Raw genomic sequence first — 14,264 nt, forward strand, 5'->3', positions numbered from 1 at the left:
TCAGTCGAGGCGCCGCACCAGAAGCTGGTTGCCCGGGCCGCGCTTGGTCTCGAACACCTTCAGCTCGGACACCAGGTCGGAGAGCTTGCGCTTGCCGTAGGTGCGGGTGTCGAAGTCGGGGTTCGCCGCGGTGATGAACTGGCCGAGCTGGCCGAGCGTGTACCAGTCGTCTTCCTGCTCGATGGCGTCCATCGCGGTGAAGATGAGGTTGCGCGCCTCGTCGAGCTTGCCGGTGGCGTGAGGCTGGCTGCCGGCGGTCTTCTGCTCGGGGGCGCCGTCGAGGTTCTCGAGGAAGATGAAACGCTTGCAGGCCTTGCGGAAGGCGTCCGGCGTCTTCTGCATGCCCATGCCGTAGGCGTCGAGCCCCTGTTCGCGGATGCGGCTGGCGAGGCGGGTGAAATCGCTGTCGGAGCTGACCAGCACGAAGCCGTCGAACCGGGCCGTGTGCATCAGGTCCATGGCATCGATCACCAGCGAGATGTCCGAGGCGTTCTTGCCCACGGTGTTGGCGGGCGAGTGCAGCGGCACCAGCCCGTATTCGGCAGTGATCTTCGACCAGCCGGCCATCTGCTGGCTGGAGAAGTCGCCGTAGACGCGGCGCACGCTGGCCTCGCCCAGCGAGGCGATCTCGTCGAAGATCGCCTTGGCGTATTTCGGCGAGGTGTTGTCGGCGTCGATGAGAATGGCGAGAAGCCGGTTTTCACTGGGCATTGTGCCCTCCTTGTACGGGATCACGTGGCGCCCAGCGGCTTGTGCATCACGAGCGCGTCCACGTAACCCTCCTTTGGGTGGTTGAAGGCGCCGGGAAGGCGGCCGACGATCTTGAACCCCGCCCGTTCCCACAGCGCCACGGCGCGCAGGTTCGAGGAGATCACGAAGTTGAACTGCATCGCGCGGAAGCCTGCGCTGCGGGCGCTGGCCAGCGCGTGGGCCAGCATCGAGCGCGCGATGCCGCGCCCATGCTGGTCGGGGTCGGTGACGAAGCCGCAGTTGCAGACATGGCTGCCGCCGCCCTTCTGGTTCCGCACCAGGAAGTAGGAGCCGACGAGACGGCCGTCAATCACCGCCGAGAACACCTGCCGCCCGGGCCCGCACCAGTAGGCCAGCGCGTCCTCGCGCGGGATGTCGGGGTCGATGGCATAGGTGTCGCCCGCCCGGAACACCGGCTCGAGCACGCGCCAGAGCGCGTCGCGGTCGCGGGGCTCGAAGTGCCGGATGGTGATCTCGGACGTCAACTCTGACCCTCCGTCTTGATGTGGATGATCGCGCCGCAATGCTTGCAATGCACCGCGTCGGAATCGTGCAGCGACAGGCCGCAGGTGCCGCATGTCTCGCGCACCTTGTTGGGCCGGAACAGCACTTGTGCCAGTCGCAGGAACAGGGTGACGCCGCAGATCATCACCACGACCGAGATCATCCGTCCGAGCGAGCCTGTGAGCGTGATGTCCCCGAAGCCGGTGGTGGTCAGCGCCGTGACGGTGAAATAGAGCGCATCGGCGTAATTGTCGATCTGCGGGTTCGAGCCAAATTGCGTGGCATAGACCAGCCCGGTCATCACGAAGATGAAGACCATCAGATTGATCGCCGCCACAAACACGTCCTGGTTGCGGCTGAAGAACGGGAAGTCCGCGCGAAGCCGTTTCAGCAGCTGGTAGGTGTGCAGGAAGCGCAGCGTCCGTACCACCCGCAGGAAGCCCAGCCCCTCGCCCGCGAGCGGCGCGAGGAAGGACACGATCGACACCATGTCCGCCAGCGTCACCGGCATCACGAGGAAGCGCAGCTTGCGCGGTGCGATGGCCACACGGGCGATGAAATCCGCGAGGATGACGACCCCGAACACCGCGTCGATGCTCTCCACCACGCGACCGTGTTGGGTAAAGCTGGTGGCGATCACGAAGAGGATGGTCCCGATGTCGAAGATCAGCACCGCGTAGCGGAACCGGTGTGCCTTGTCGCTTTCGCCCTCGTAGAGCTCGCGGAGTTTGTCGAGACTGCCTGCCGTCATTCCTGCCCGTTCCTTGCCCCTGTCCCCAACCTATAGGCGGCAGGGACGGGGCCGGGCAAGCGGTCGGCGCCCTGCTGTGGTGCAAGCGGGGAGCCGGAGGCGTCTCAGGCGCCCGGATGCAGGGGGTGGAAGCAGGCGGCCTGCTGCGATCTGCCGTCGAGCATCGGCACCTCCCCGGCGCAGCGGGGGCCCGCGTTGGGGCAACGCGCCCGGAAGGCGCAGCCCCGCGGCGGGTTCAGCGGGTCGGGAAGCTCGGTCTCGCGGCCCTCGGGGGCGGTGAGCGCCCGGCCCACCACCGGGGCGCTGTCGGCGAGCAGCCTGGTGTAGGGGTGGCGGGGATGGGCGAAGACCTCTTCGGCACGCCCGAGTTCGACCACCGAGCCGAAGTAGAGCACCGCGACCCGGTCGCTCACCGCCTCGACCACCGCGAGGTCGTGCGAGATGAAGAGGTAGGTCAGCCCCAGCCGCGCCTTCAGGTCGGCAAGCAGGTTCAGCACCTGCGCCTGCACGCTCACGTCGAGCGCCGAGACCGGCTCGTCGAGGATCAGGATCCGCGCCTCCGCCGCCAGCGCCCGCGCGATGCCGATGCGCTGGGCCTGCCCGCCCGAGAACTCGTGCGGGTAGCGGTCGAGGAACTCCTCGCGCAGGTTCACCTGGCTGAAGATCTCGGAAATCCGCGCCGCCCGCTGCGCCTTGTCCATCCGGTGCAGGCGCTTCAGCGGAACCTCCATGATCTGCCGGATGGTCTTGCGCGGGTTGAGCGAGCTGATCGGGTCCTGGAACACATACTGGATGCGCTTGCCGAAGACCGCCGGATCGGCGTTGTCGAGCGGCTCGCCGTCGATCTCGATATGCCCGCCGCTGGGCTCGAGCAGCCCCACCAGCATCCGCGCCAGAGTGGACTTGCCGCAACCGCTCTCGCCGACGATGCCAAGGGTCTCGCCCGAGGCGATCTCGAGAGTCACCGGATGCACCGCGTGGACCCGGCCCTTGGGCGGCCCGAAGAGTCGCTTGCCGACGGCGAAGGTCTTGGAGAGCTCCTCGAGCTTCAGGGCGACGGTCATTGCGCGGCCTCCGCAGCGGTTTCCGGGTCGGTTTCCGGGGCAGTCTCGGGGAACAGGCAGCGCACCTTGCGCGCGCCGCCGTGCAGGGCCACGTCGCCCTCGCGGCAGGCTTCCGCCGCCTTGTCGCAGCGCGGCGCGAAGGCGCAGCCGGGCGGCAGCGCATCCACCGCAGGCGGCAGGCCCGGGATCGCGTGCAGCACCCGCTTGCCCTCGCCCAGCTCGGGCACGCAGGCGATGAGACGGCGGGTGTAGGGATGCGCCGGCGTCTCGAGCACGGCCTGCGTCGGCCCTTCCTCGACGATGCGCCCCGCGTACATCACCGCCACCCGGTCGCAGAGCTGCGCCACCACGCCGAAATCATGGGTGATGAAGACGATGGCCAGCCCCTTCTCGCGCCGCAGTGTGTCGAGCAGCGACAGGATCTGCGCCTGCACCGTAACGTCGAGCGCCGTGGTCGGCTCGTCGGCGATGATCACCTGCGGATCGTTGGCCAGCGCCATGGCGATGCCGACCCGCTGCCGCATGCCGCCCGACATCTCGTGCGGGTAGCTGTCGAGACGGCTCTCGGCGTTGGGAATGCGCACGTCCCGCAGCAGCGCAAGCGTCCGGCTCCGCGCCTCGCCGCGCGAGACGCCGCGATGCACCCGGATCGCCTCGGCCAGCTGGTCGCCCACGGTGTAGAGCGGGTGCAGCGTGGCCAGCGGGTCCTGGAAGATGTAGGCGATCTCGCGCCCCCGCAGGCTGCGCAGCCGCTCGTATGTCGCCCCCACGAGGTCCTCGCCCCGGTAATGCACCGCCCCGCCGGCGATCACCCCGGGCGGCGAGGCCACCAGCCCCATCACGCTCAGCGCCGTCACCGACTTGCCAGAGCCGCTCTCGCCGATGATGCCGAGGCATTCGCCGGGCCGCACGCCAAGGCTCACCCCGCCCAAGGCGCGGTACACCCTTTGCTTCACGTGGAACTCCGTGCGCAACTCGCGGAGCGCGAGCAGCGCCTCGCCCTCGGGCTGCGGAACCGGCCCCTCGCGCCGCACCATGGTGGCCGCCATCGGCCGGGACAGCGCCCCCGAGCGCAGCCGCGGGTCGAGCGCGTCGCGCACCCCGTCGCCCAGCAGGTTGATCGCCATGACGATCACCAGGATCATCATCCCCGGCACCACCGAGGTGTGCGGGTTGGTGATCAGCGCCGAGCGCGCCTCGCCCAGCATCGAACCCAGATCCGCCTGCGGCGGCTGCGAGCCCAGCCCGAGGAACGACAGCCCGGCGGTCTCGAGGATCATCCAGCCCACGGTGGTCGACATGGCGATGACGATCACCGGGATCACGTTGGGCAGCACCTCGGACAGGATGATGCGCCCGTCGCCCATGCCGGCGAGCTTGGCCGCGTCCACGAACTCCTTGTGCGCGATGCCCACGGTGATGCCACGGATGTTGCGGGCAAAGAACGGGATGTTGACCGCCGCCACCGCGATCAGCGCGTTCAGAAGCCCGGGCCCGAGTGCTGCCACGATGGCGAGCGCCAGCAGGATGTAGGGAAAGGCCATGAGCATATCGACGCCGCGCATGATCAGGTTGTCCACCCGCCCGCCGTAATAGCCCGCGACGATGCCCACCGCGGCGCCGAGCACGGCGGCGATCACCGCGGCGGCAAAGCCCACCGCAAGCGACAGCCGCGTGCCCCAGAGCAGCCGCGACAGCAGGTCCCGCCCGAGATGGTCGGTGCCCAGAAGCGCGCCCTCCGAGAACGGCGGCAGGAAGCGGTTGCCGGTGTCGGTGACGTCCGGATCGGCGAGCGGCAGCAGCGGCGTCACCAGCGCCAGCGCGACCACCAGCGCCATGACCACGAGCCCGGCCAGCGCCAGCCGGTTGCGGGCGAGAAGCGCGAGGAAGCTCATGTCTTGATCCTCGGGTCGAGCAGGCTCTGCGCCACGTCCACCACGATGTTGAAGAGCACGTAGCAGGCAGCGACGAAGACCACGCCGCCCTGCACCAGCAGGATGTCGCGCTTGAGGATGGCGTCGACCAGCATCCGCCCGACGCCGGGCCACTGGAACACCATCTCGATGTAGACCGCGCCCGACAGCACGAAGCCGGCCTGGATGCCCAGCACCGGGATGATGCTCACCATCGCGGCGCGCAGCGCATGGCGCCAGATCACCCCGCGCTCGGGCACGCCCTTGGCCCGCGCCGTGCGGATATAGTCCTGCCGCAGCACCTCCAGCATGGCCGAGCGCGCGAGCCGCGCCACCACGCCGGTCGCCACCACCGCCAGCGCCAGCGCCGGCATCGTCAGGTGCCGCAGCAGCACCCAGAGATGGCGGTCGCCGTAGATCGGCCACATCCCCGAGGCCGGGAACCAGCGCAGCCGCACGGCGAAGAGCAGGATCATCATCATGCCGAGGAAGAAGGACGGGATCGAGATCCCCAGCAGCACCGCGAAGGTGATGCCCCGGTCCGCCGCCCCGTATTGCCGCGCCGCCGAGACCACCCCCGCCGCCACGCCCACCACCGAGCACAGCACGAAGGAGGTCCCCGCCAGCACCAGCGTCGCCCCGAACCGGTCCAGCACCTCGTCGAGCACCGGCCGGTTGAGCGAGAACGACCGCCCGAAATCGCCCTGCACCATGTTCCAGAGCCAGATCGCGTAGCGCTGCACCGCCGGCTTGTCGAGCCCGAGATCCCGGTTCAGCTTCTCCACGTTCTCGGGCGTTGCGTAGCTCCCGAGGATCGCCGTCGCCGGATCGCCCGGGATCAGCGCCATGATGGCGAAGACGATCACCGTGATCCCCAGCAGCACCGGGATCGCCGAGACCAGCCGTTTCAGAATGTAGCTTCCCAAGGGGTGCCCCCGTTTTCCGCTGTCACCGACCGCGGCGCTTCATCTTGCCGGACAAACTCCGGGGTAAATGCGCGCTGCGCGCGCAGAGGGGCAGAGCCCCTGCTTCCGCGCGGGCGTCAGCCCGCGCCGGTCGGACCGGGCGCAGCCCCGGTCCGAAACCCCTTCAGTTCTTCGTCACCTCGTCCAGCAGCAGGAAGAACGACGGCTGCAGCTCGAAGCCCTCGACCCGGTCGCTGGTCACCGCGTTCTGCTTCCAGTTCGCCACGAAGACCCAGGGTGCATCCTCCTGCACGATCTCCTGCATCTGCTTGTAGAGCGTCGCGCGCTCGTCCTGGTCGGTGGCGACCCGCGCCTTCTCGAGCAGCTCGTCCACCTCCGGGTTGGAATAGTAGCCCGAGTTGAACCCGCCCTTGTCGGGCCAGGCCTCGCTGCGCAGCGCGAGGAAGGGCAGGGTGTCGGGGTCGTTGGTCATCCACGCCATCTCGGCCATGTCCGCCTTGCCCTCGAGCCCTGGGTTCACCTCGCCGAGGAAGGTGTTCCACTCGTAGGTCTCGATCCTGGTGTCGAAGCCCACCGCGTTCAGGTCCGCCTGGATTGCCGTGCCCATGGCAATCGGATCGAGCATCCCCGACCCCCCCTCGGTCACGAAGAAGGTCAGCTCCGCGCCCTCAGCACCGGCCTCGGCGAGCAGCGCCTTCGCCTTCTCGGGGTCATAGGGGTAGGGCTCGAGCGCCTCGTTGTAGGCCCATGCGAAGGCCGGCGGCGTGGGGCCGGCGGCGACCTCGGCAGTGCCCTCGAGCACGTCGTTCACCAGCGCTTCCTTGTTGATCGCGTAATTCGCCGCCTGCCGCACCTTCTTGTCGGCAAACGGGCCCTCCTTGGCGTTCAGGATCAGGAACCACACATGCGGGCCGGCCTGTTCGAAGATCCGGAAGCTGTCGCCCCGGAACTCCGACAGCGCCACCGGGGGCACCTCGACCATCATGTCTATGCCACCCGCCAGCATCTCGGCGGTGCGGGTGTTGGCGTCGGTGATCGGACGAAACACCACCGCCTGCAGCGCCGGCGCGCCGTCCCAGTAATCGGGGTTGGCCTCGACCACCACCGCCTCGTTCGAGCGCCATTCGGCGAAGGTGAAGGCCCCTGTGCCGCTCGGGTTGCGGGCGAAATCCGCGCCGTACTGCTCGACCGCCGCGGGCGAGACGATGAGCCCGGTAGGATAGGCGAGGTTCGACAGGAAGGGCGCATAGGGCTCGGACAGGGTGAACTTCACCGTCAGCTCGTCCACCGCCTCGACCGAGGCCACCGACGAGAAGAAGAACGCCAGCGGGAAGGGGCCGGTGTCGTGGAACGGGTGGTCCTCGTTCAGCATGCGCTCGAAGTTGAACACCACCGCCTCGGCATCGAAGGGGCTGCCGTCGTGGAAGCTCACGTCCTCGCGCAGGGCAAAGGCGTATTCGGTGCCGTCCTCCGAGATCTCCCACGACGTGGCCAGCGCCGGCTCGACCTCGAGCGTGCCGGACTTGTAGCGCACCAGCCCGTCGTAGACGTTCATCAGGATGCGGAAGTCGTTCACCGCGGTCACCGCCGCCGGGTCCAGCGCCTTGGGCTCGGCGATCTGGCCCACGATAAGCACGCCGGGCGGCGTCTGCGCCGCTGCGGGCAGGCCGAGGCTCAGGGCAAGCGCGGTGCCGGTGGCGAGGACGCCCCGCCGGGTCCAGGTCAGAACTCCCATGTTTTCATCCTCTCTCTGTCGCCGCCGCGGCCCGGCGGCCATAATTTTTCATGATTAATTGAAGCAGGCCAAATTATCGTGATAAATTCAACGAAATTCTTTCCCGACCGCTTGCCCGGAGGTGCCCGTGACCTTTTCCCTTCTCGTCCATGACCGCGAAACCGGCACATTCGGCGGCGCCGCCGCGACCGGGAGCCTCTGCGTCGGCGGCTGGGTCCTGCGCGGAACCGTCGATTCGGGCCTGTCGGCCAGCCAGGGCACCGCGCCCTCGACCTTCTGGGGAGAGGATGCGCTCACCGCCATGCGCGGCGGCGAAAGCGCGGCCGAGGCGGTGACGCGGCTCACCGGGGCCGATCCCGGCTGCGGCCACCGGCAACTCTCGGCGCTGGACCCGCGGGGCGGCACGGGCGCCTTCACCGGCGCCGACAGCATCCCGGTCAGCGGTCACCACACCGAGCCGGGGCTCGTGGTGGCGGGCAACATGCTGGGGGCCTCCACGGTGCTGCCGGCGCTGCGCCGGGGCTATCTCGAGGCCGCGGGCAGCATGGCCGAGCGCCTGCTCGCCGGGTTGCGGGCGGCAGATGCGGATGCGTCGGACCTTCGCGGGCTGCAATCGGCGGCGCTGCTGGTGCTGCACCCGGAGGCGCCGCCCCTGAGCCTGCGCATCGACTATTCCGAGGCGCCTCTCGACGCACTCGAGGCGCTGCTGGCCCGCGCGACGGGCTCGCCCTATGCCGACTGGCTGCCCGTGGTGCCGGTGGCCACGGACCGGACGCGGGCGCCGGCAGAGGCCCCGACCGTCGCGGGCCGCGCGCCTATTCGGCGATGAAGCGGCGCAGCACGCGCGCTTCCTGTTCCTTCATCAGCGACTCCGCCACTTCCATGTGCGCGCGCATCACCGCGCGGGCCCGCGAGGCGTCGTTCTTGCGCAGCGCGTCGACCAGCTCGGTCTGGTAGGAGCGCCCCTTCTGCCAGAGCGCCCGGTTCTGCGGCTCGTATAGCCGGCGCCAGACCGTGAGTTCCGTCAGGATCTGCGTCATGAACTCGACGGTGAAGGCCAGCAGCGGGTTCTCGGCCCAGGACGCCAGCAGGGCGTGGAACTTGAGCGATGAGACGTGTTGCGCGCGCTCCTCGTCCACGTCGCGGGCGGGCAGGGGGTATTCGGCGATCACCTCCTCGAGCTGGGAGAGCTGTTCCTCGGAGACGCGGCCGGCGAGGCTGGCGGCGACCTCGGGTTCGAGCAGCTTGCGGAGCTGGTAGATGTCCGAGATCGAGAGATCGCGGAAGTAGAAGTAGTTGGCCAGCAGCGCCCGCGCCCGTTCGCCGGTGACCTCGCCCACGAAACTGCCGCCACCGGGGCCGGTGCGGGTTTCGACCAGCCCCTGCGCCTCGAGGATGCGCATGGCCTCGCGCACGGTCCCCTTGGAGCGGCCGTATCGGGCGATGAGCTCGGCCTCGCCCGGCAGGCGGTCTCCGGCGCGCAGCTCGTGCTCGACGACCCATTCCTTGATGGTCTCCGCGAGCTGCACCGGCCGCGAGCGCCGCGGGGGCGCCTTGTCCGGACGTCTCGTCATCCGGGTCCTCCTGTGTGCGGCGGCGTCTGGCGCGCCGTCCGGGGGCGGTCCTGCGGGTCATCCCGCGGACCGGCGGCCCTTATAGCGCGGCGGCACCGGGGCTGGCCAGCCCCGCGGCGGGACACGCGGAGCCGCCATGGGGTGAAAACGAAAACTCCGCCGCGCGTGGGGCGCGGCGGAGCGATGAGTCCTGTCGTCTGGTCCAGACCGGCGGCCCGGATCAGTCGGCGGTGAGAAGCGGCGGCTTCTTCGAGGAGAGGCGCAGCTTGTCCGGCCCTTCGAACGAGAGCGACAGCTTGCCGTCCTTGATGCCGACCTTGACCACGCCGCCCTTCTGAAGCTTGCCGAACAGCAGTTCCTCGGCCAGCGGCTTCTTCAGGTTCTCCTGGATCACGCGGCCCAGCGGACGCGCGCCCATGCGGTCGTCGTAGCCCTTGTCGGCCAACCATTCGGCCGCCGGCTTGGTGAGCTCGATGGTCACGTTGCGATCCATGAGCTGCGCCTCGAGCTGCAGCACGAACTTCTCGACGACCGAGAGGATGATCTCTTTCGGCAGCGGCTGGAAGCTGATGACCGCGTCCAGACGGTTGCGGAATTCCGGCGTGAAGGTCCGCTCGATGGCGGCGGTGTCCTCGCCCTCGCGACGGTCACGGCCGAAGCCGATCGCCGCCTTGGCCTGTTCCGCGGCACCCGCGTTCGAGGTCATGATCAGGATCACGTTGCGGAAATCCACCGTCCGGCCGTTGTGGTCGGTCAGCGAGCCGTGGTCCATCACCTGCAGCAGGATGTTGTAGACATCCGGGTGCGCCTTCTCGATCTCGTCGAGCAGGAGCACGCAGTGCGGGTGCTGGTCCACGCCGTCGGTGAGCTGGCCGCCCTGGTCGAAGCCGACGTAGCCCGGAGGCGCACCGATCAGGCGCGAGACCGCGTGCTTCTCCATGTACTCGGACATGTCGAAACGCAGCAGCTCCACGCCCAGCGTGCTGGCGAGCTGCTTGGCCACCTCGGTCTTGCCGACCCCGGTCGGGCCCGCGAAGAGATAGTTGCCGATCGGTTTCTCGGGCTCGCGCAGGCCGGCACGGGCCAGCTTGATCGCCGAGCTGAGCGCCTCGATCGCCGGATCCTGGCCAAAGACCACGCGCTTGAGGCTCTTCTCGAGATCCTTGAGCACCTCGGCATCGTCCTTGGAGACGTTCTTCGGGGGGATGCGGGCGATCTTGGCCACGACCTCCTCGATTTCCTTGGCGCCGATGGTCTTGCGACGCTTGGATTCGGCCACGAGATGCTGCGCGGCGCCGGCCTCGTCGATGACGTCGATGGCCTTGTCGGGCAACTTGCGGTCGTTGATGTAGCGCGCCGAGAGCTCGACCGCGGACTTGATGGCGTCAGCGGTGTACTTGATCGAGTGGTGCTCCTCGAAATAGGGCTTGAGGCCCTTGAGGATCTTGACCGTGTCCTCGACCGAGGGCTCGTTCACGTCGATCTTCTGGAACCGGCGGCTGAGCGCGCGGTCCTTCTCGAAGTGCTGGCGGAACTCCTTGTAGGTGGTCGAGCCCATGGTGCGCAGCTTGCCGCCCTGAAGCGCGGGCTTCAGGAGGTTCGAGGCGTCCATGGCCCCGCCCGAGGTCGCGCCGGCGCCGATCACCGTGTGGATCTCGTCGATGAAGAGCACCGCGTCGGGGTGTTCCTCGAGCTCGGTCACCACGGCCTTGAGCCGCTCTTCGAAGTCGCCGCGGTAGCGGGTGCCGGCCAGCAGCGCGCCCATGTCTAGCGAGAAGATGGTGGTCTTCGACAGCACCTCGGGGGTGTCGCCGTTGACGATCTTGCGCGCCAGCCCCTCGGCGATGGCGGTCTTGCCCACGCCGGGATCGCCCACCAGGAGCGGGTTGTTCTTGCGGCGGCGGCAGAGCACCTGGATGCAGCGCTCGACCTCCTGCTCGCGCCCGATGAGCGGGTCGATGTCGCCCTTGCGGGACTTGCTGTTGAGATCGACGCAGTACTTGCCGAGCGCCGATTCCTTGTTGTCCTGCGGAGCCTCGGCCTGGGTGGCCTTGGTCTCTTCCTCGGCTTCCTGCGCGCCGGTGACCGGGCGGCTCTCGCCGTAGGCGGGGTTCTTGGCCACGCCATGCGCGATGAAATTGACCGCGTCGTAGCGGGTCATGTCCTGCTCCTGCAGGAAGTAGGCAGCGTTGCTCTCGCGCTCGGCGAAGATCGCGACGAGCACGTTGGCACCGGTGACCTCGGTCCGGCCCGAGGACTGGACGTGGATCGCGGCGCGCTGGATCACGCGCTGGAAGGCGGCGGTGGGCACCGCTTCGGACCCCTCGATGTCGGTCACGAGGTTCGAGAGATCCTCATCGATGAACTCCACCAGCGTGGTCCGCAGCTCCTCGGTGTCCACGGAGCAGGCCTTCATCACGCGTGCGGCATCGGGTTCGTCGATCAGTGCGAGCAGGAGATGTTCCAGCGTCGCGAATTCATGGCTGCGCGAGTTCGCGAGAGCCAGCGCTGCGTGAATGGCCTGTTCCAGGGTATTCGAGAAAGACGGCACGGGGGCGCTCCTCTTGTCTGCGTCGGGCGGTCAGGCCCAACATTGCCTTCTATCGTTAAAGTTCGGTCGACTCCCGCGTTCCATCAAGGAATTTCTTGGCCGATGCCGCTCACATTTGCAGTGAGCCATGACATCTGGCGTGAAAAGCGGCGGCTCAGAACTTGTCTTTCCTTGCGCGGATCTCGGCGAAGACCTCTGCATCGGTAGCGGTCTTCATGCCCAGCAAATCGCGGATTTCCGGGGAGTCGGGACGCAGGAAAGGGTTGGTGGCCAGTTCCTCGGACAGCTTGCAGGTGGCGGTTGGAAGCCCCTCTGCCCTGGCTTTGGCAATGTCGTTTGCTCTAGATTTAAGCGTTGCGTTGCCGGGTTCAATGGTCAGCGCGAAGCGGGCGTTGGATTGGGTATATTCATGGCCGGAGCAAACCATTGTTTCGGGTGGTAGCGCTGCCAGTTTCGACAGGCTGTCCCACATCATCTCCGGCGTTCCCTCGAACACGCGGCCGCAGCCGAGCGCCATCAGGCTGTCCGCGGTGAACACCGCCTGCGCCTCGGGGAAGTGGAAGGCGATGTGGCCGAGCGTGTGTCCGGGCACATATATGACCTCGCACCGGGTTCCCGCAACCTCGAGCACGTCCCCGCCCTGCACCGCGAGGTCGAGGGCGGGCATCTTCTCCTGCTCGGCGCGGGGGCCGACGACGGAGCAGCCGAAGGTGGCGCGCAGCTCGTCGACGCCGCCGACGTGGTCGTGGTGGTGATGGGTGATGAGCAGCGTGTCGAGGCCCCAGCCGCGCTCGGACAGGGCCGCGGCGATCGGCGCCGCCTCGGGCGCATCGATGAGGCAGACCCCGCCGGGACCCCGCACGAGATAGGCGTAGTTGTCGCTGAGACAGGGGACGGTGACGATCTCCATGGTCTTTCCTCATAGGCTTTGCCAGACTGCGCCCAGCTTGAAGGAAGGGAGAGAGCGTCGCAATGCACCTCGACGTTCACGATATGCGTGACTTCTACTATCGCAGCGCACTCGGCCGCGCGGCGCAACGCATCGTCCGCGACCAGGTGCTGCAGTTCTGGCCCGATGCCCATGGCCACACGATGGTGGGCTATGGCTTCGCGGTGCCGCTCTTGCGGCCGTACCTGAAGGGCGCGCGCCGGGTCGTCGGGCTGATGCCCGCGCCGCAGGGGGTGATGTCCTGGCCCGCCGGGCAGCCCAACGTCACCGTGCTGTGCGAGGAAACCCTCTGGCCGCTCGAGACCGGCCATGTCGACCGGCTGATCATGATGCACGGGCTCGAGACCTCGGAGCGGCCCTCGGAGCTGCTGGACGAATGCTACCGCGTGCTGGGGCCGGGAGGCGAGGCGCTGTTCGTGGTGCCCAACCGCTCGGGCCTCTGGGCGCGCTCCGAGAAGACGCCCTTCGGCTACGGCCGCCCCTATTCGCTGAGCCAGCTCGACGCGCAGCTCAAGCGCCACGATTTCATCCGGCAGAGCCACGTCTCGGTGCTGTACCAGCCGCCCTCGAGCCGCCGGTTCTGGATGCGCACCGGCCCGGTGTGGGAGCGCATCGGCCGTGCCATCCCGGCGCTGGTGGCGGGCGGCGTGCTGATCGTGCGGGTGTCGAAGCGCTACCCGCCCGAGCGCACCGGGCTGGGCGACAAGGTGCGGATGCCGAATCCGCTCGACGTGCTCACGCCGGCGCCCAAGAAGGAACAGAAGCCGGTCTGACGGTCTGCCATCGTGGCGGAGCGGCGGCTTGAGGCGTGCCGGTCTTTGGGGGCTTGCCGATGTCGCCGCTCGCTCGTGCCGATGCCGCGGCGTGTCTCGGGTCGGTGCCATGCTGTCTCCGCCCGCTCCCTCTCTCCTGTCAGGGCGGCCTGGCGCGTACCGGCGGCGCCCGGTCCCTCAGGCGGTTCCCGCAAGTTGTCCTGCGCTGGTGTCGTGAGCTCCGTCACTTCAGTGTCGAGGGACCCCACGCCGATGCCGCGTGCTCCTCCACACCGGCCCCGGGGCTCGTCCCGCGCCGGTCCTGCGGTCCTGCTGCGCGCCGGTGTCGCGCGGGGCCTCCGACCTGTCGCGACGAGGTCCCGCCCGGGTCCTGCGGCAGGACGCCGCGGCGGGCGGCAGAATCGCATCACCGGGACGTGACTCGCTGAAACTTGACGTTTCGCTGGTTAACGCAAACATTGGCCCTCCGCAGATCCCGACGGACCCTGTGTCGGGCGGTAACGGCGGGCGTTCCGGACGCGTGGTGGCGCAGCTTTCCAACGGTTTGCGCTATCGCGGGATGGCGCCCCTTGCCGCAGCCTGGGGCCGTTTTTGTTTGCCTGAATTAACGAAAAATCAATTAATTCCAAAAGCCTGTCCGAGAGCGCCGTTACGGAAAGGCGCAAGTCCTTGGAAAATGACGGCTTCAAGCTGGCCGCAAAACCTCCTAAGCATGTTGCGAGGGCGGGGTGCCTCTGCTACATCCGCGCTGATTTCGACGCCCTGGTGCAGATC

At 68.2% G+C, this 14,264-nt stretch carries 12 protein-coding genes; 2 read left to right on the forward strand and 10 right to left on the reverse strand.

The genetic code is table 11. The features are described 5' to 3' along the window. The 7 genes from BLQ77_RS06190 to BLQ77_RS06220 form a co-directional block, all read right to left on the reverse strand. Complete coding sequence (locus BLQ77_RS06190; RefSeq protein WP_008886546.1) at window positions 1-711, reverse strand: NYN domain-containing protein; 711 nt, start codon at window positions 709-711, stop codon at window positions 1-3. 20 nt (window positions 712-731) lie between these two features. Then, window positions 732-1,235, reverse strand: coding sequence for a GNAT family N-acetyltransferase (locus BLQ77_RS06195; RefSeq protein WP_089956744.1), 504 nt, complete (start codon window positions 1,233-1,235; stop codon window positions 732-734). Next, the gene (locus BLQ77_RS06200) at window positions 1,232-2,005 is read right to left on the reverse strand and encodes a potassium channel family protein (RefSeq protein ID WP_008886468.1); all 774 of its coding nucleotides are present in this window, start codon (window positions 2,003-2,005) and stop codon (window positions 1,232-1,234) included. Before BLQ77_RS06200 ends, BLQ77_RS06195 begins: the two co-directional genes overlap by 4 nt. Window positions 2,006-2,109: 104 nt before the next feature. Next, a complete protein-coding gene (locus BLQ77_RS06205) occupies window positions 2,110-3,069 on the reverse strand; it encodes an ABC transporter ATP-binding protein (RefSeq protein ID WP_089956747.1) in 960 nt (319 codons plus the stop codon). Next, window positions 3,066-4,964: a dipeptide/oligopeptide/nickel ABC transporter permease/ATP-binding protein gene (locus BLQ77_RS06210; protein WP_089956751.1), complete on the reverse strand. Its 1,899-nt coding sequence runs from the start codon at window positions 4,962-4,964 to the stop codon at window positions 3,066-3,068. Before BLQ77_RS06210 ends, BLQ77_RS06205 begins: the two co-directional genes overlap by 4 nt. Continuing rightward, a complete protein-coding gene (locus BLQ77_RS06215) occupies window positions 4,961-5,908 on the reverse strand; it encodes an ABC transporter permease (RefSeq protein ID WP_089956756.1) in 948 nt (315 codons plus the stop codon). Before BLQ77_RS06215 ends, BLQ77_RS06210 begins: the two co-directional genes overlap by 4 nt. 163 nt (window positions 5,909-6,071) lie before the next feature. Continuing rightward, complete coding sequence (locus BLQ77_RS06220) at window positions 6,072-7,643, reverse strand: ABC transporter substrate-binding protein (RefSeq protein WP_089956759.1); 1,572 nt, start codon at window positions 7,641-7,643, stop codon at window positions 6,072-6,074. A 127-nt stretch (window positions 7,644-7,770) separates the two neighbouring features. On the opposite strand from BLQ77_RS06220, the gene BLQ77_RS06225 reads away from it, so the two are divergent. Further along, window positions 7,771-8,472, forward strand: a complete 702-nt coding sequence (locus tag BLQ77_RS06225) for a DUF1028 domain-containing protein (protein ID WP_089956762.1) — start codon at window positions 7,771-7,773, stop codon at window positions 8,470-8,472. On the opposite strand, the gene BLQ77_RS06230 is transcribed toward BLQ77_RS06225, so the two are convergent. From BLQ77_RS06230 to gloB, 3 genes are all read right to left on the reverse strand, one after another. After that, the gene (locus BLQ77_RS06230; protein ID WP_089956766.1) at window positions 8,459-9,217 is read right to left on the reverse strand and encodes a FadR/GntR family transcriptional regulator; all 759 of its coding nucleotides are present in this window, start codon (window positions 9,215-9,217) and stop codon (window positions 8,459-8,461) included. The two genes, BLQ77_RS06225 and BLQ77_RS06230, sit on opposite strands and share 14 nt — an antisense overlap. Window positions 9,218-9,437: 220 nt before the next feature. After that, a complete protein-coding gene (clpA, locus tag BLQ77_RS06235; RefSeq protein WP_008886730.1) occupies window positions 9,438-11,768 on the reverse strand; it encodes an ATP-dependent Clp protease ATP-binding subunit ClpA in 2,331 nt (776 codons plus the stop codon). Between the two features lie 154 nt (window positions 11,769-11,922). Further along, the gene (gene gloB / locus BLQ77_RS06240; RefSeq protein ID WP_089956770.1) at window positions 11,923-12,678 is read right to left on the reverse strand and encodes a hydroxyacylglutathione hydrolase; all 756 of its coding nucleotides are present in this window, start codon (window positions 12,676-12,678) and stop codon (window positions 11,923-11,925) included. Between the two features lie 62 nt (window positions 12,679-12,740). Here gloB and BLQ77_RS06245 point away from each other — a divergent pair, with 62 nt between their 5' ends. Next, window positions 12,741-13,490, forward strand: a complete 750-nt coding sequence (locus BLQ77_RS06245; protein ID WP_008886857.1) for a class I SAM-dependent methyltransferase — start codon at window positions 12,741-12,743, stop codon at window positions 13,488-13,490. Window positions 13,491-14,264: the final 774 nt, after the last annotated feature.

The sequence above is a fragment of the Salipiger thiooxidans genome, from assembly GCF_900102075.1.
GTDB classification, from domain to species: Bacteria; Pseudomonadota; Alphaproteobacteria; order Rhodobacterales; family Rhodobacteraceae; genus Salipiger; species Salipiger thiooxidans.